Origin of the sequence: Actinoallomurus iriomotensis, assembly GCF_030269445.1 — a bacterium.
Lineage (GTDB): Bacteria > Actinomycetota > Actinomycetes > Streptosporangiales > Streptosporangiaceae > Actinoallomurus > Actinoallomurus iriomotensis.
Map to the genome: position 1 here is coordinate 1229487 of NZ_BSTJ01000001.1, position 16825 is coordinate 1246311.

12 protein-coding genes are annotated in these 16825 nt (G+C 73.4%); 8 read left to right on the top strand and 4 right to left on the bottom strand.

Annotated features, from left to right (window positions below):
- The first annotated feature begins 370 nt into the window (after positions 1–370).
- From QSK37_RS05835 to QSK37_RS05860, 6 genes are all read left to right on the top strand, one after another.
- On the top strand, positions 371–1276 hold the full coding sequence (locus QSK37_RS05835) for a helix-turn-helix domain-containing protein (protein WP_285569846.1): 906 nt from the start codon (positions 371–373) through the stop codon (positions 1274–1276).
- A gap of 675 nt (positions 1277–1951) precedes the next feature.
- On the top strand, positions 1952–4507 hold the full coding sequence (gene lanKC / locus QSK37_RS05840; RefSeq protein ID WP_285618084.1) for a class III lanthionine synthetase LanKC: 2556 nt from the start codon (positions 1952–1954) through the stop codon (positions 4505–4507).
- An 8-nt stretch (positions 4508–4515) separates the two neighbouring features.
- The gene (locus tag QSK37_RS05845; protein WP_285571344.1) at positions 4516–4638 is read left to right on the top strand and encodes a SapB/AmfS family lanthipeptide; all 123 of its coding nucleotides are present in this window, start codon (positions 4516–4518) and stop codon (positions 4636–4638) included.
- Between the two features lie 54 nt (positions 4639–4692).
- Entirely contained in the window at positions 4693–4815 is a 123-nt protein-coding gene (locus QSK37_RS05850; RefSeq protein WP_285618086.1) for a SapB/AmfS family lanthipeptide, read from the top strand.
- A gap of 104 nt (positions 4816–4919) precedes the next feature.
- Entirely contained in the window at positions 4920–6545 is a 1626-nt protein-coding gene (locus tag QSK37_RS05855; RefSeq protein ID WP_285618087.1) for an ATP-binding cassette domain-containing protein, read from the top strand.
- On the top strand, positions 6538–8244 hold the full coding sequence (locus tag QSK37_RS05860; RefSeq protein WP_285618088.1) for an ATP-binding cassette domain-containing protein: 1707 nt from the start codon (positions 6538–6540) through the stop codon (positions 8242–8244). The genes QSK37_RS05855 and QSK37_RS05860 overlap by 8 nt, the downstream gene beginning before the upstream one ends.
- A gap of 10 nt (positions 8245–8254) precedes the next feature.
- Here QSK37_RS05860 and QSK37_RS05865 read toward each other — a convergent pair whose 3' ends face one another.
- The 3 genes from QSK37_RS05865 to QSK37_RS05875 all read right to left on the bottom strand — a co-directional run bounded on the left by QSK37_RS05865 (position 8255) and on the right by QSK37_RS05875 (position 11311).
- Positions 8255–8854 carry a response regulator transcription factor gene (locus QSK37_RS05865; RefSeq protein ID WP_285569857.1) on the bottom strand — a complete coding sequence of 200 codons (600 nt, stop codon included), beginning with the start codon at positions 8852–8854 and terminating at the stop codon, positions 8255–8257.
- 294 nt (positions 8855–9148) lie between these two features.
- Positions 9149–10315, bottom strand: a complete 1167-nt coding sequence (hutI, locus tag QSK37_RS05870; protein ID WP_285569860.1) for an imidazolonepropionase — start codon at positions 10313–10315, stop codon at positions 9149–9151.
- A gap of 72 nt (positions 10316–10387) precedes the next feature.
- Positions 10388–11311: a quinone oxidoreductase family protein gene (locus QSK37_RS05875; protein WP_285618091.1), complete on the bottom strand. Its 924-nt coding sequence runs from the start codon at positions 11309–11311 to the stop codon at positions 10388–10390.
- 101 nt (positions 11312–11412) lie between these two features.
- On the opposite strand from QSK37_RS05875, the gene QSK37_RS05880 reads away from it, so the two are divergent.
- Together QSK37_RS05880 and QSK37_RS05885 are read left to right on the top strand one after the other, a co-directional pair.
- Positions 11413–12042: a TetR/AcrR family transcriptional regulator C-terminal domain-containing protein gene (locus tag QSK37_RS05880; RefSeq protein ID WP_285618093.1), complete on the top strand. Its 630-nt coding sequence runs from the start codon at positions 11413–11415 to the stop codon at positions 12040–12042.
- 31 nt (positions 12043–12073) lie between these two features.
- Positions 12074–13489: an FAD-dependent monooxygenase gene (locus QSK37_RS05885; protein WP_285618094.1), complete on the top strand. Its 1416-nt coding sequence runs from the start codon at positions 12074–12076 to the stop codon at positions 13487–13489.
- Here QSK37_RS05885 and QSK37_RS05890 read toward each other — a convergent pair.
- Positions 13468–16521, bottom strand: coding sequence for an AfsR/SARP family transcriptional regulator (locus QSK37_RS05890; RefSeq protein ID WP_285618096.1), 3054 nt, complete (start codon positions 16519–16521; stop codon positions 13468–13470). The genes QSK37_RS05885 and QSK37_RS05890 overlap by 22 nt on opposite strands.
- Positions 16522–16825: the final 304 nt, after the last annotated feature.

Genomic DNA, 16825 nt, shown 5'->3' on the forward strand with positions numbered 1-16825 from the left:
GTGGCGAAAGGCCGACACGCATACCGGATCAGACGGCGCCGGCCGGAGCGAGCCGATTCCCGCGATTGCGGCGACTGAAATTCGGCGCGATTCGGCGTTCACCTGCGGCGACAAGGAAGGCGACGACCGCCACACGACCGGGACGGCGTCCTTTTCGGCCGACGCCGGATTCTTATTGGAACGATCCCGCCATGATCAATTCATGCGACCTGATGAGCCGCCGGGTGGACGCTTGCCACCTCGCTCGAAATAGGTATGGCACATTGCCACCTCGCTGATTTAATCTAAGCGCGTTGGAAGGCAGCGATGAGCGAGATGTCCGGCCGAGCCCCCCGGATTCTCGATCTTCGTCCGCGAGGGGAGAGATGCCTTGGACCCCGGCCCCGTCGTTCAGCGCGCACGCCTCACCGCCGAGCTCCAGCGGCTCCGGCGTGACGCCGGCAAGACCCAGGATGAGGTCGCCCGGGCACTCGACTGGTCCGCGTCGAAGCTGATCCGCATCGAAGGCGGCAACGTCCGCATCTCGACGACCGACCTTCAGGCGCTCCTCCGCCACTACGGCGTGACCGACGAGGAGCGGATCGCCGAGCTGTCCACGCTCGCCCGCGGAGCGCGGGAACGCGGCTGGTGGACTCTCTACCGCGATCATCTGGACGACGCCTACTCGACGTACCTGGGGTACGAGCTCGGCGCCTCGTTCATTCGCTCGTTCAGCCCGCTTCTCGTCCCCGGCCTGCTGCAGACGGAGGACTACGCGCGGGCGCTGACCATCGAGTACAAGCCCCAGCCGGTCGCCGAGACGGTGATCGAGGTCCGTATGCAGCGCCAGGACAAGATGTTCAGCCGGGAGGATCTCCCGCAACAGCACTACGTACTGGATGAGGCCGTCATCCGGCGGAGGGTCGGCGGCCAGCGTGACCAGGGCATCATGCCGCGCCAGCTCGCCCATCTGCTCGACCTCGCCCGCCGTCCCGACATCACGCTCGAGCTGATTCCCTTCGAGAAGGGAGCGCATTTCGGCATGCTCGGTGAGTTCACCGTGCTCGGATTCGAGATGGGTCCGCCCGGCGTGCTGTACCTGGAGAATACGCAAAAGCCGGCGACGGTCACCGACAGCGAAGAGGTGGCCGAATATCTCGAAGCATTCGATCACCTGCGCCAGCTGGCGCTGCGCGAGGACGAGACCATCGAGTTCATCAAAGCGGCCGCTGCGCGAATGGAAGGCCAGACGGCCGCTGAACCGATGAACGAGGGGGACGCGACCCCGGTGGGCTGACGCGGCGTTATCGGGAGGTGTCGTCCTCCGCGCTGATCGGCGCGTCAACCGGTCGAGGGTGGGGCATCGCCACGCGAGCGGCCTCCACGCAGCCGCCGCCACCACTGCGCGAGCCTTTTCGCCAAGGTTCGGCGAGTATGAGTGAATCTGGATCGGCCGCCATTGCCCTCTCCTCAAACTTCAGATGGGCTGCCGCGGGCAGCCCACTATAGTCACGCAGAGTAATACCCGCATGTATGTGCGTCGAAAGCTACGGGCGGACCGAATCTACTAGAGCCATGCCGACGAACGAAGGATGATCGGCAAACTCGCCTCGGAAGATCACTTCGCCCCGGCGCAGCGCCACCCGGAGGCCTCGGCCGTCGCCGTCCTCACCGGGCCGGCCGCCATGAGACGCCCCTCGCGTCCCGGCATAGAGCCATGACCACGGCACCGGGATCGCCCGCCATTTGGCACGTCCCAAATACCCGGCAACTTGTCCTATGCAGGAAGAATGACCATGACTTCCGCTCTTACCTAGAGTGACTCACTTAGCCCAATGGGATAAGTTCACGGGCCATTAGTGACACTTGTCCCTAGGTTTCCACCACCTCGGGCTGCAAGTCTCTCTTCTCGGAACGAACGGTCGCATCCGACGTTCGCCCCCTCCGGTGTCGAAGAGCAGAGGAAGCAGCGGTGGAAAAGCAGTACGAGGTGTATTGCCTGAAAGACAGGCTCTTCTATGACGTCCTCGACGGACAGGAGAGCCCGGCTTTCTCCATCGTCGACGAACCGCTCCCCGACGGCTGGCAGCGCGTGCCGCGCAGTGAATGGGTCGTCTACGTCCCGCCGGCCCAGGAGATCCCGGCGCAGGGCTGGAAGATCCACATCTCCGCGTCTCACGACAACGCCGCTGACGTGCTCGTACGCGTCCGCGACCACTGCGTGCCCCGCGGTGTCTCCTTCAAGCACCTGCGCAGTGTGAACGTGCTGCTCATGCGCAATGCGAAATACTCTCCCCGGGGCGCCAGCGGAAAACTCGTCACCATCTACCCACGCGACGAGGCGGAGCTCGCCACCCTTCTCACCGAACTCGGCGACATTCTCAAGGGACAGCCCGGACCGTACATTCTCAGCGACCTCCGCATTGGCGAAGGCCCGCTTTATGTCCGGTACGGCGGGTTCATCGAACGCCATTGTGAGGATGAGGACGGCCGGCTGGTGGCCGCGATCGAGGACGGCGAGGGACGCCTCGTTCCCGACCGTCGCAACCCGGTCTTCACCGTGCCGCCCTGGGTCACGCTGCCCGCCTGCCTCGTCCCGCACCTGGAGGCGCGCAACGCCGTCACCATGACCGACGTCCCGTACGAGGTCAAAGAGGCGCTCCACTTCTCCAATGGCGGCGGCGTGTACGCCGGGGAGGACACCAGGACGGGCCGGAGGGTGGTGCTCAAAGAGGGCCGGCCGCATGCCGGGCTCGCGGCCGACGGCACCGACGCCGTCACGCGGGTCAGGCGCGAGCACGACATCCTCCGGCTCCTCGCCGGCATCGACGGGGTGCCCGCGGCCCTGGACTACTTCGTGGTCGGCGAACACCACTTCCTCGTCGAGGAGTTCGTCGAGGGCCGTCCGCTGAACGGCTTCTTCGCCGAGCGGCATCCTCTCCTGGACCCCGAGCCGGCCCCGGAGGACCTCGCGGCGTACACCGAATGGGCGATGAAGATCTACGCAGGCACCGAACGGATCATCCGGAAGGTGCACGCGCGCGGGGTCGCCTTCAACGACCTGCACATGTTCAACATCATGGTGGGGCCCGACGACACGGTGTCCCTGATCGACTTCGAGGCGGCGGCCCCCGCGGCCGAGCAGCGCCGGCAGACGCTCGCCAACCCCGGCTTCCTGGCGCCGCCCGACCGGCGCGGCACGGACATCGACCTGTACAGCCTCGCCTGCCTGAAGATCGCGCTCTTCATGCCGACCACGAACCTGTTCATGCTCGACCTGGCCAAGGCGGCACACCTGGCCGAGGTGATCGCCGAGTGGTTCCCCGTCCCCGAGGGGTACCTCCAGCAGGCGGTCGACGAGATCAACCGGGGCGAACCGGGCCGGCGTCCGATCCCCCGGTTCGCCCCGGAGCCAGCCGGCTGGCGGGACGCGCGCGGCGCGCTCGGCACCGCGATCCTCGCCAGCGCGACGCCGGGCCGCGACGACCGGCTGTTCCCCGGCGACATCCAGCAGTTCGGCAGCGGCGGGCTCGGCCTGGCGTACGGCGCGGCCGGGGTCCTGTACGCCCTGGACGTCACCGGCTGCGAGGTATCGCCGCGGCATGTGGAGTGGCTCGCCGACCACGCGACGGATCCGCCGCGCGGCACCGGTCTGGGCCTGTACGACGGGCTGCACGGCGCCGCGTACGGTCTGGCCCACCTCGGGCAGCTCGGCGCCGCGGCCCGGGTCGCCGACATCTGCCTCGGCGACCGCTGGGAGAAGCTCGGCGTCGACCTGCACGGCGGCCTGTCCGGCATCGCCCTCAACCTGGACCACCTGGCCGACGTGCTGGCCTCGCCGACACTGCGTGAGGCGGCGGACCGCGCGACCCGGCTCGTCGCTGACCACGTCGAGACCGCCGACGCCACGCCGGCCCGGCCGGGGCTGATGCGCGGCCTGTCCGGCCCGGCCCTGATGCTGATCCGGCGGTACGAGCGCACGGGCGAGACCCACCTGCTCGATCTCGCGGCCCGCGCCATCGGGCTCGACCTCGACGGGTGCACGACCGACAAGAACGGCGCGCTGCACGTCCAGGACGGCAACCGCGTCCTGCCCTACCTCGCGCGGGGCAGCGTCGGGATCGGCATGGTCATCGACGACTACCTCGCCCACCGCGAGGACCAGCGGTTCCGCGAGGCCTCGGCCCGGATCCGCACGGCCGCGCTGACGCGCTACTACGCGCAGTCGGGGCTGTTCAGCGGGCGCGCCGGGATGCTCCTGCACCTCGCGCGCCGGCGGGACACGCGGGCCGCCACGCACGTACGCGACCTGGCGTGGCACGCGCTCTCGTATGGCGGCGGGCTGTCCTTCCCCGGCGAGAACCTGCTGCGGATGTCGATGGACCTGGGCACCGGCACGGCGGGCGTGCTGCTGGCGATGGGCGCCGCGCTGCACGACCGGCCGGTCCACCTTCCCTTCCTCGGGGAACCCAAGCCTCCCGCGAGAACCCTCGCGGGGACCGCGATCACGCAACCGGCGAGGGGGTGACACGACAAATGGCGCTTCTCGACATGCAGGGGATGAGCACGACCCCCGGTGGCGGCGGTGGCGGCGGCGAGGCCAACAGCACGCTGAGCCTGCTCTGCCACAGCTCCAACAGCATCGTTCTCTGCCTCTGATGACCGGTCTTCCCGGTCGAGGCCGTCCTTCATCCGTGAGGAGGTGACACGACGATGGCGCTTCTCGACATGCAGGGGATGAGCACGACCCCCGGTGGCGGCGGTGGCGGCGGCGAGGCCAACAGCACGCTGAGCCTGCTCTGCCACAGCTCGCACAGCATCACGATCTGCCTCTGACGCCTGCCCCGTGGCCCTGGTAGCCATGGCAGGACCACGACAGCAGGGGCTGCCCACCGGCCCCGTCCCGTACGGAACCGTGCGGCAGTCCCCGAGGGAGACCGATGACGGCGAGCAGGCTCGTGATCCGGACCGTCCGCTACGGCGGCGTCTGGGCGAGCCTGCTCGCTGTCACCTCTCTGCTCCAGGCCGGAGCCGCGCTCGTCCTCCCCGCCGTCCTCGGCCGGGCGGTGGACGGGGTGCTCGGCGGCTCCACCTCGCTCACCTGGCCTCTCGTGTACGCGGGCCTGGTGGCGATCTCCATGACCGGCGACGCGCTCACCGAGCTGTCCACCGGGGCCGGCACGGCCGTCGCGACGGCACGGCTGCGGCACCTGTTCACCCGGCACGTCCTCGGCCTCGGCCCGTCCGCGGGCCTGCCTCCCGGCGACCTGACGAGCCGCGCGGTCACCGCGACCGCGGACACCGCGTACGCCCCGTCCGCCGCGATCTTGGCGGCCACCGCGGTCGTCCCACCGCTCGGCGGGGTGATCGCCCTCGTTCTTCTCGATCCCTGGCTGGCGCTGACGTTCGCGCTCGGCCTGCCCGCGATCGTCGCGCTGCTGCGCTCGTTCGTCCGCGACACCTCGGCGGTCGTCGGCCGGTACCTGGAGGCGCAGAGCCGGATCGCCACCCGGCTGGTGGAGACCCTCGCGGGAAGCCGCACGGTCGCCGCCGCCGGCGCCGCCGAGCGCGAGACCGAGCGGGTGCTCGCCCCGCTGCCCGAGCTGTCCGCGCAGGGCCACGCGACCTGGCGGATCCAGGCGACGACCGCGGGCCGCAGCACCCTGGCCGTGCCGTTCCTCCAGCTCGCGGTGCTCGCCGTCGCCGGGTACGAGCTGGCCCACGGACGGCTCACCGCGGGCGGGCTGCTCGCGGGAGCGCAGTACGCCGGGCTCGGCTCGGACATCGGCCCGGTGATCGCCCAGCTCGGCCGCCTGGCCCGCGCCCGCGCCGGCGCCGCCCGGCTGGCCCCGGTGCTCGACCGGCCCATGTCCGCGTACGGGCCGGGGTCGCTGCCCGGCGGGCCCGGACGGCTGGAGTTCCGTGGCGTGTCGGCCGCCTCGGTGCTCGACGGCGTGAATCTGGTCGTCCCCGGCGGCGGCGCGGTGGCCGTCGTCGGGCGCTCCGGCGGCGGCAAGTCGCTGCTGGCCGCGCTGGCCGGACGGCTGGCCGACCCCGACGACGGTGAGGTCCTGCTCGACGGCGTGCCTCTGCCGTCGCTGAAGCACGCCGAACTGCGGGAGGCGGTCGGGTACGCCTTCGCGCGGCCCGCGCTGTTCGGCGACACGATCGCCGAGGCGATCGGCGGCGACGCCGAGACGGCCGCCCGCGCGGCGTGCGCGGACGCCTTCATCCGCCGTCTCCCCCTGGGGTACCGCACGCCGCCGTCGGAGGCGCCCCTGTCGGGCGGTGAGCTGCAGCGGCTGGGGCTGGCGCGTGCCTTCGCCCATCCCGGCCGGGTCCTCGTCCTCGACGACGCCACGTCCAGCCTGGACACCGTGACCGAGACGCAGGTCGGCGACGTGCTGACCCGCGACGGCCGCACCCGTCTGATCATCGCTCACCGGGTGGGCACCGCGGCGCGCGCGGACCTGGTCGCCTGGCTCGACGGCGGGACGGTGCGCGCCTGCGCGCCGCACCGGGAGCTGTGGTCGGATCCGGAGTACCGCGAGGTGTTCGGTGAGTGACCACCGGGCCAGGAGCCGCCGCGTCCTCGTGGCCGCGCTACGGCGCCGGCCGCGCGCGCTCGTGGCCTTCGGCCTGTGGTCCGCGCTCGGCGCTGTGCCCGTGCTGGTCTTCGGCCGCTCGGTCGCGGGCGCCACCGACGCGTTCCTCGCGCACCGGGCCGGGCCGGCGCTGGCCTGGCTGGGCGTGCTGGCCGGCGCGGCCGTGGTCGGCGCGGTCGGCGCCGCCCGGGCGTACGGGCCGCTGGCCGCGGTCGTCGAACCGTTCCGCGACGCGCTCGTCCGTCACGTCGTGCGCGGCGCCGTCCACGAGTCGGTCCGCACCGAACGAGCGGACGACGGCGCCGTCGCTCGGCTGACCCAGCAGGTGGAGATCGTCCGGGACACGTTCGCGGGCCTGCTGAACATCGTGCAGGGATTCGTGTTCACGCTGGCCGGCGCGCTGGTCGGGCTACTGACGCTGATGCCGGTGACGCTCCTGCTCGTGGTGCCGCCGGTCGTGGCGGGACTCGGGCTGTTCCTCGGTCTCGTCGGGCGGTCGATCCGCCGGCAGCGGGAGCTGATCCTGGCCGAGGAGCGGATCGCCGAGTCGGCCACCGCCCTGGCCGGCGGGCTCCGCGACATCGCGGCGTGCGGCGCGGAGGACGCCGTGGCGGCCTCGGCCGGGCGGCTGATCGACGCCCAGGCCGCGGCGGCCCGGTCGATGGCCCGGCTGGCAGCGGGCCGCACGGTCGCGCTGGCCGTGGGCGGGCGGCTGCCACTCCTGCTGGTGCTGGGCGCGGCGCCGTGGCTCGTGCGGCACGGCGCCACGCCCGGGGTCGTGCTGGGCTCGCTGACGTACGTGCTGCAGGGGCTGTCGCCGGCGCTGGCCACGATCATCCGGGGCGTGGGCGGCAGCGGGCTGCGGCTCGCCGTGACGCTCGACCGCGTGATGTCGGCCGCCGGGACGCCGCCGGCCCCGTACCCGGCGCGTTCGGGCGGGAGCGAGCTCGCGCTGCGGCGGGTGACCTTCGCGTACGGGCCGGAGGCCGAACCGGTGGTCGACGCGCTGTCCCTGCGGGTGCCGGACGGCGACCACCTGGCGATCGTCGGCCCGAGCGGCATCGGCAAGTCCACGCTGTCGCGGCTCGCCGTGGGCCTCCTCACGCCGGCGCACGGGTCGGTCACGCTGGGCGGCGTGCCGGCCGCCGAGGCCGACCCGTCGGTCCGCGCGCTGATCCCGCAGGAGGCGTACGTCTTCGGCGGAACGCTCCGGGAGAACCTGTCCTACCTGCGGCCGGGCGCCTCCGACCACGCGCTGGACCGGGCCGTCGCGGCCGTGGGGGCCGGACCGCTGGCCGAGCGGCTGGGCGGCCTCGACGGCACGGTCGACCCGGCCGCCCTGTCGGCCGGTGAACGCCAGCTCGTCGCGCTGGCCCGCGCGTACGTCTCACCGGCCCGGCTGGTCATCCTGGACGAGGCGACGTGTCACCTGGACGCCGCGGCCGAGGAGCGCGCGGAGCGGGCCTTCGCCGCCCGGCCGGGCGCCCTCATGGTGATCGCGCACCGGATGACGTCGGCCCGGCGCGCGCGCCGCATCCTCGTCCTGGACGGCACCCGTGCCTGGCTCGGCGCGCACGAGGACCTGCTGGAGGACTGCCCCCTCTACCGGGAGCTGCACGGCCACTGGACGACCGAAGGACGCGCGCCGGCGGTGAGATGATCGCCTCGCGTCAGAGCCAGCCGGCGTCGTCGGCGATGCGGATGGCGTCGACGCGGTTGCGGGCGCCGATCTTGCCGATGATCCGCGAGATGTGGTTGCGGACCGTGCGGACCGACAGGAACAGGTGACCCGCGATCTCCGCCGACGACGCGCCCTGGGCGGCCAGCCGCAGCACGTCCACCTCGCGCTCGGTCAGCGGGCTCTCCGGGCGGTGGAGCGCGGCGAACGCCAGCTCCGAGTCGATCACCCGCTCGCCCTGGGCGACGCGGCGGACCGCGTCGGCCAGGTCGGCCGGCGGCGTGTCGATGAGCAGGAAGCCCGTCACGCCCGCGGCGACGGCCCGCCGCAGGTCGCCCGGACGGCGGCGGTTCGCCATGATCACGGTCGCGCAGGACCGCAACTCCTCGTGGAGGGACCGGACCACGGCGAAGCCGTCGTCCATGTCCGCCCCGAGTATGACGACGTCGGGTTCGAGTTCGAGGGCGGTCGGGAGCGCCTTGTCCGCCGACTCCAGCGCGGCCGCCACCTCCATGTCCGGATGTCCGGAAAGTAAGGCGACAAGACCGCCTCTGACAAGGTTCATATTCTCGACGATGAGAATGCTGATCACTTTTTCGCCTCATGGCATAGTCGTTTCGTCCGGACGAGATCAAGCCTTTCGTCCGGCAGATTTCTACCGGCGGCGTAAGAACGTACGCTCAGGTCGGGAACAACCGATACCGGTCCGCCTGAGGCCGCGAACGATCAAGGTCGCGCATCATGGACTCCCGAGGGGCTAGGGCCAGTGCACTGACAACAGTGGATGACGATTGGTGATCAGTCAACGCCCAACGGTGGCCGAGAAAGGCCCTGACGTCGGCGAATACTTCCCCGAACAGCGGACAGAAAGCCCTATCGATTGTTTTTAGGACAAATTCCCGTGCCGAAATTCAACCGCCCGGCCATTGCGCCATACGCGCGCCACCTGCGGAACCCCCGGCCGATAGGCGAGATGGATGTGTGACGGCGCGTCCAGTATCAGCACGTCCGCACGTGCACCGGGGCGCAGGTGCCCGACGTCCGTCCGGCGCAGCGCCTTCGCCCCGCCCTCGGTCGCCGCGCGCACGGCCTCCTCCGGTGTCATCCGCATCTCCCGTACGGCCAGGGCGACGCAGAAGGCCATGCTGGAGGAGTAGCACGAGCCCGGATTGCAGTCGGTGGCCAGCGCGACGTCCGCCCCGGCGTCGATGAGCGCGCGGGCGTCCGGGTACGGCTGGCGCGTGGAGAACTCCACCGCCGGCAGGAGCGTCGCCACCGTCCGCGAGCCCGCCAGGGCGGCGACGTCCTCTTCGGACAGGAAGGTGCAGTGGTCGGCCGAGGCGGCGTCGAACTCCACCGCGATGGCCACGCCCGGCCCGTGCCCGAGCTGGTTCGCGTGCAGCCGCGGCACCAGCCCGGCCGCGCGCCCGGCGGTCAGGATCTCCCGCGTCTGGTCCGCGTCGAACGCCCCGCGTTCGCAGAAGACGTCGACGAACCGCGCGTACGGCGCGCACGCCGCCAGCATCGGCCCGGTGACGAGCCGCACGTACTCGGCCGGGTCGGTGTCCGCCGGCACCACGTGGGCGCCGAGGAAGGTCACCTCGTCCACCAGCGAGGCCGCGATGCGCACGGCCCGCTCCTCCTGCTCGACGGTGAGGCCGTAGCCGGACTTGCACTCGACCGTCGTCGTGCCCTGCCGGGCCATCTCCGCGACGAGGCGCCGCACGTTGGCCCGCAGCTCGTCGTCGGACGCCGCGCGCGTCCGCTCGACGGTGGTGCGGATGCCTCCGGCGGCGTACGGGCGGCCGCTCATCCGGGCGGCGAACTCCTCGGCCCGCTCCCCCGCGAACACCAGGTGCGCGTGGGAGTCCACGAATCCGGGCAGGACCGCGCGCCCGCCCGCGTCGTACGCCTCGTCGGCGGCGGGCGCCCGCCGCGACGGACCCGCCCAGGCGATGTGTCCGCCGTCGATGACCAGCGCGGCGTCCTCCATCAGCCAGCGGTCCTCGGCCGCCCCGGCCAGTTCGCCGATGTTCGTGATCACGGTGCTCACGCCGCCAGCATTTCACCGGCGGCGCGGGCGGCGGCACCCCCGCGCCGCACGCGCCGTCTCGGATCCGAGACGTCAGGGGCGCAGCAGGACCCGGCCCCGGTTCTCGCGGCGCTCGATGATCCGGTGCGCCTCGGCGGCCTCCTCCAAGGGCAGCGTCCGGTGCACGCCCACGATCAGTCGCTCACGCGCGTACAGGTCCCACAGCTCCTCCCGCTGCCGCGCGTACGCCTCCGGCCGTCCCGCCACGAACGGCCGCATGGCGAAGCCCACGACGGACCGCCCGTGCGCCCGCAGCTCGTTCACGTCCACGGGCCGCCCCGCACCGCTGTACGCGACGAGCCGGCCGAGCGGGGCCAGCGCTCGCAGCGCCGCCGCCTGCACGTCGCCGCCCACCCCGTCGACCACGACGTCGGCGGGCGCACCCCACTCCTCGTCGTAGGTGACGGCCTCGTCGGCCCCGAGGTCGCGGACGAACCCGGCCTTGGCCCGGTCGCCCACGGCCGCCACCACCCGCGCGGCGCCGAGCTCCCGTGCGAGCTGGACCGCGAGGTGCCCCACGCCTCCGGCCGCGCCGGTGACCACCACGGACTCCCCCGCGTGCACGGCGCCGGCGCGCAGGGCGCCCAGCGCGACCTGCCCACCGCGGACGAGCCCGACCGCCCCGGCGTCGTCCACCGCGTCCGGCACCGGGAACGCGAACATCGCCGGAACGACCGCCAGCTCGGCGTACGCCCCGTCGAACGCGAGCGCCGCGACCCGCTCGCCCACCCGCTCGGCCAGCCCCGGCCCGGCCGCCACCACGCGGCCGACGACATCACCGCCGGGCACGTGCGGCAGCGCGACGTCGGGCCGGCGGGTGAGGCGCACGACCGGGTACGTCACGCCGACCGCGCCGACCTCGACCAGCAGCTCGCCCTCGCCCGGCTCCGGTCGCTGCGCGTCCTCGGTCTTGAGCACCTCCGGCCCGCCGTACGAGCGGAAACAGACCCGGCGCATGTGCCCTCCCCAGATACTTCAACAGTGTTGAACTTCAACGACGTTGAAGTCTGCGGCATACTGTTCGCGTCTGTCAACGTGAACTCCGAGAGGACGGCGCCATGCGGCTGACCCGCGACCACGTGCTGACGGCCGCCCTGGACCTGCTCGACGAGGTCGGCCTCGACGGCCTGACCATGCGCCGGCTCGCCACCGCGCTGGGCGTCAAGAACGGCGCGACGTACTGGCACTTCCCCAGCAAGCAGGCCCTGCTGGAGGCCATGGCCGAGGCGATGCTCGCCGGTCTGACCGAGGACCTGGACACGCGCCCGCCCTGGCACGAGCGGGCCGCCGAGCTGGCCCGCCGCCTCCGCCGGGCGCTGCTGTCGCGCCGCGACGGCGCCCACGTGTTCTCCGGCGTGTTCTTTCCGCTCCCGAACGCCCTGGCGTACGGCGAGACCATGGCCGGCCTGTTGCGGGAGGCCGGGCTGAGCGGCCGGGACGCCCTGTGGGCGGTGGACACGCTCAACTACTTCGTCGTCGGCCACGTCATCGAGGAGCAGCTCGCCGCGGGGCTGCCCGACGGCGGCGCCGAGGCCACGGAGCGCCTGACGGCCGCCCTCGACCCGGTGCGGCACCCCAACCTCGTCGCCGCCGCGGACGACCTGACCGCGCCCCATCCGGAGCAGCACTTCGAGCACGGCCTGCGGCTGATACTCGACGGCGTCCGGCTGACAGCGGGATGCCGGTGAGCTGACAGCGGCGCCCGGCACCGTACGGGCCATGAACGAGACACGAGTACTGATCGTCGGCGCCGGGCCGACCGGGCTGACGCTGGCGTGCGACCTCGCGCGGCGGGGCGCCGACTTCCGGATCATCGAGAAGGAGCGGCCCGCCGGGTCGCGCGGCAAGGGCCTGCAGCCCCGCACGCTGGAGGTCTTCGACGACCTCGGCGTGCTGGACGCCGTCCTGACGGCCGGCGCGCCGTACCCGCCGCTGCGCTCGTACGCGGGCGGCGAGGTCGTCTGGGAGGGCCGAATGCACGAACCGAAGGAGCCGACTCCGGAGGTGCCGTATCCCACGGCCCCGATGCTCCCGCAGTGGCGGACGGAGCAGATCCTGCGCGACCGGCTGGCCGAGCTCGGCGGGCGGGTCGAGCGGGGCGAGCTGATCGACTTCGAGCAGGACGATGACGGGGTGACGGCCGTGCTCGCCGGCGGCGAACGGATCCGCGCGGCCTACCTCGTCGGCGCGGACGGCGGCCGGAGCGTGGTGCGCAAACGGCTCGGCATCGGGTTCGCGGGCGAGACGCACGAGACCGAGCGGATGCTCATCGCCGACGTCCGTACCGACGACGTGGACCGGGACCACTGGCACTTCTGGGGCGACACGGCGAGCCGGACGCCGCGCTTCGCTCTCTGCCCGCTGCCGGGCACCGAGGACTTCCAGCTCACCGCCCCGCTCATCGGCACCGACACGCCGGAACTGACGCTCCCGACGTTCCAGAAGATCGTCTCGGAGGTGTCGGACGTCCGGCTGCGCGAGGTCGGGTGGGCGTCGGTCTACCGGGTCAACATCCGGATGGCCGAGCGATTCCGTGACCGCCGGGTCTTCCTGGCCGGGGACGCCGCGCACGTGCACTCCCCCGCCGGCGGCCAGGGCCTCAACACCGGCGTCCAGGACGCCTACAACCTCGGCTGGAAGCTGGCCGCCGAGCGGGCGCTGGACACCTACGAGGAGGAGCGGCTCCCGGTCGCCGCCGGCGTGCTCGGCCTCAGCACCCGGCTGTACCGGGGAATGTCCGAGCGCCATGCCGAGGCGTACCGCCGCGGCGGGGAGACCGATCAGCTCGGCATCGGCTATCCCGGCGCCTCGCTGTCGGTGGGCGGCGGGAAGGCCGGGGAGCGGGCGCCGGACGCACCGCTGCGGGAGGGACGCCTGTTCGACGTCTTCCGCGGCCCGCACTTCACGCTGCTGGCCTTCGGAGAGGGGCACGCGGAGACGGTCGCCCGGGTGAACGAGCGATACGGAGCCGCCGTCCGCGCCTACACGGTCGGCGACGACGGCGCCGACCTGGTCGACGCGGCGGGACACGCGCGCCGCGCGTACGGCACCGACGGCCTGGTGCTCGTACGTCCCGACGGCTACATCGGGGTTTACGACGCGCCGGTCGACGACTACCTGCGGGCGCTGGCCTGAGCGGCGAACGCCTCCGGGTCGGCGAGAGCGCGCTCCCAGGCGACGGCGAACGCCTCCTCCCCCAGGTCGGCGCGGCAGCGGGCGAGCAGGGAGCGCACACCGGGGTCGCCGGTGTCCTCGATGCCCCGCAGCTTACGGGCGGCGGCCAGGACCGCCACGGCATCGGCCGGGTCGGCGCACCACGCGGCGGCCTCCTCCAGGACGCTCGCACGGGCCACGTCGTCGCCCGTGTCAGCGATCAGTGTGAGGGCGCGGGCGCGCAGTTCGTCGGCGCGCCCGTGCTCACCGAGGGCGGCCTCGGCGAGCGCCCCCGACATGTGCAGCAGCGCGACGAACTGCGGCGGCGCGTCGCACCCCCCGGCCAGCGCGGCCCTCGTCCAGCTCACGGCCTCGGCGATGTCGCCCTCGGCGTACGCGAGATCGCCGAGGGCGCGCCGCACCCGGGCGAGCGCGATCGGGTCGGCGCCGCGCTCGGCGGCGGTCAGCGCGCGCTCCAGATCGGCCCGCGCGCCGTCCCGGTCGCCGGCCCGCATCCGCGCCTCGCCGAGCCGGACCAGCAATATCATCGGGGCCGGGATCTCCTCCGCGCCGCCCACCTCGGCGGCGCGGGCATGGGCGCGTTCGAGGGCGCGCACGGTCTCCGGCCACGAGCCGCGGTTGGCCAGCACGTTGCCCAGCGCGAACAGCGTGACCGCCTGGCCCCACCGGTCGCCCGCGGCCGTGAAGCCGTCGAGAGCGGCGCGGAGCCGTTCCTCGGCCCTCCTCGCACCTCCGGCGACGTACTCGAACTCGACCACCCCGTACGCCATGTCGGCCATGGCCCGCAGCCAGGGGTCGGTGGCCGCGCCGAACCGCTCGATCGCCTCCTCGGCACGCGCGCGGATCGTCTCCGGCCCGTCCGAGTAGCCGCTCGCCATCGTCCACGCCGCGAGCGCGGCGGGCCGGTCGGAGCGCCGGGTCACCTCCAGCGCGCGCTTCACCCGGGCCGGATCGGGGTGGGGCGCGATGAGCAGGCAGATGGCGTGGTCCGGTTCGTGGCCGGGCGGAGGCTCGTCGCCGACGGCCGCCAGGACCGCCCGCGCCCACTCGCCCGCCTCACGCCGCCGCCCGCGGATGAGCCAGGCCCAGGTGCGCGCGGCCATGAGGCGCAGCGCCCGCCCGTGGTCGCCGCGGCCGATCGCGTGGCCGAGCGCGGCGTCCAGGTCGCCCTGCTCGGCGTCGAGACGTGCCAGCCAGGCGAGCTGCCCGGGGCCGCGCAACCGGGGTTCGGCGGTCTCGGCGCGGGCCAGGAAGTACGCGGCGTGCGCCTCCCGTACGCGCTCGGCCTCCCCCGACTCCTCCAGCCGTTCCCCGGCGTACTCGCGGACGGTCTCCAGCATCCGGTACCGGACGTCCTGGTCGGTCTCGGCCATGATGAGCAGCGACTTGTCGACCAGTCCGGCGAGCAGGTCGAGAGGCTCGGTCGCGGGCGCGCAGACCTCGGTGACGGCCTCCACCGTGGCGCCGCCGAGGAAGACCGACAGCCGGCGGAGCACCGCGCGCTCGGCGTCGTCGAGCAGGTCCCAGCTCCAGTCCACGACCGCCCGCAGCGTACGGTGGCGCGGCAGCGACGTGCGGCTGCCGCGCTCCAGCAGCCCGAACCGGTCGCCGATCCGCTCGGCGAGCTGCCCGAGCGTCATCGACCGCAGCCGCGCGGCGGCCAGCTCGATCGCCAGCGGGATGCCGTCCAGCTCGCGGCAGATCCCGGTCACCGCGTCGTCGGCGGTGAAGCCGGGCCGTACCGCACGGGCACGGTCGGCGAAGAGCGCGACGGCGGGCCCGTCCAGGCCGAGCGGCGCCAGCGGTACCAGCGCCTCGCCCGCGATGGCGAGGGGCTCCCGGCTCGTGGCGAGGATCGTGACGCCCGGCGCCGCGGCGAGGAGATGCTCGGCGAGGCGGGCGGCGGCGTCGACGACGTGCTCGCAGTTGTCGAGGACGAGGAGCAGGTCGTGCCCGGCGAGCATGGAACCGAGGCGCTCGAGCGGCGTACGGTCCGCGCCGCTCCCGAACAGGTCGCCGTCGCCGACCGCCGCGGTGACCGCCGGCACGACGCGTGCCGGGTCGGCGACCGACCCGAGTTCGACCAGCCGTACGGACGTCGCCGCCGCGTCGGCCGCCTCCAGGGCCAGGCGGGTCTTGCCCGTGCCGCCGAACCCGGTGATCGTGACGAGCCGGTGCGTGTTCAGCAGGTCACGGACCCGCGCCAGCTCCGTCTCGCGGCCGACGAAGCTGGTCGCCCGCGCGGGCACGCCGCGGCGGTTCTCCTCGCGGAGCGCCGCGAGGTGCGCCTCGCGCAGCTCGGGCCCGGGGTCGACGCCGAGCCGGTCGGCCAGTTCCCGCCGGACGCGCTCGTACGCCTCCAGCGCCTCGGCCCGCCGGTCGGCGGCGCGCAGCGCGTGGATGAGCCGGGCGTGCAGGCGTTCCCGCGTGGGATGCTCGCGGGCGAGGGCCTCGATCTCACCGATGGCCGTGGGCGCCCGCCGGGCCAGGTCGGCGGCGAGAAGGTCCTCGACCATGGTGAGACGGGTCTCTTCGAGCCGCGCGGCGGGCGCGAGGGCGAACCGCGCCCCGGCGGCGTCGGCGAGGGGCGTCCCGTGCCACAGGTCCAGGCCGCCACGGAGCAGCTCCGCCGCCTGAGCGTGCTCACCGGCCGCCAGCGCGGCACGGCCGTCCGCCGCGGCCCGCTCGAACGCCAGGACGTCGACGTCCGCGGGCGCGACGTCGAGCAGGTAACCGGCCGGATGCGACACAAGGCGGGCACGCTCGCCTTGAAGGGCCCGCCGCAGCCGCGCGACGAGCGTCTGCAGCGCCCCGGCCGGATCGGCGGGCGCACCGTCTCCCCACAGGTCGTCGGCGAGCCGGTCGGCCGTGACGACGCGCCCGGGATCGAGCGCCAGCCGGATCAGCAACAGCCGCAGCCGAGCCCCACCGACCTCGACCGGCCGGCCGTCCCCGTCGCGGACCCGCAGGGGCCCGAGCATCGCCACACGCATCTCGCGGCGAGCCTATGCCGTGCCACCCCGTTCCCGGGCCCCGCCGGCCGACGACCACACTGCCCGGAGTCGCCGAGGGCACCCGCCGTCCTCGCCCGGAACGCGCACGCCCACCAGCGGAAGTGCCCGGAAGGCACGACGGATCTCGCGGCGCGCCCAGCATCCGCCCCCCACGGCTACCGGACGGCTTCCGCATCACGGCGGCCGCTGCCGGGTGGCGTACGGACCTGACCGCGATCACCGCCGACGGCGCCGTTGATGCCGTCACCGGTCGTACCGCCGTCCACGAACCCGTACGCGCCCG

What these genes read in the sequence shown, in the direction of transcription:
- QSK37_RS05855 (WP_285618087.1), top strand. Translation starts at nt 4,920, where the DNA reads ATGACGGCGAGCAGGCTCGTGATCCGGACCGTCCGCTACGGCGGCGTC.
- QSK37_RS05845 (WP_285571344.1), top strand. Translation starts at nt 4,516, where the DNA reads ATGGCGCTTCTCGACATGCAGGGGATGAGCACGACCCCCGGTGGCGGC.
- QSK37_RS05880 (WP_285618093.1), top strand. Translation starts at nt 11,413, where the DNA reads ATGCGGCTGACCCGCGACCACGTGCTGACGGCCGCCCTGGACCTGCTC.
- QSK37_RS05875 (WP_285618091.1), bottom strand. Translation starts at nt 11,311, where the DNA reads ATGCGCCGGGTCTGTTTCCGCTCGTACGGCGGGCCGGAGGTGCTCAAG.
- QSK37_RS05890 (WP_285618096.1), bottom strand. Translation starts at nt 16,521, where the DNA reads ATGCGTGTGGCGATGCTCGGGCCCCTGCGGGTCCGCGACGGGGACGGC.
- QSK37_RS05850 (WP_285618086.1), top strand. Translation starts at nt 4,693, where the DNA reads ATGGCGCTTCTCGACATGCAGGGGATGAGCACGACCCCCGGTGGCGGC.
- QSK37_RS05885 (WP_285618094.1), top strand. Translation starts at nt 12,074, where the DNA reads ATGAACGAGACACGAGTACTGATCGTCGGCGCCGGGCCGACCGGGCTG.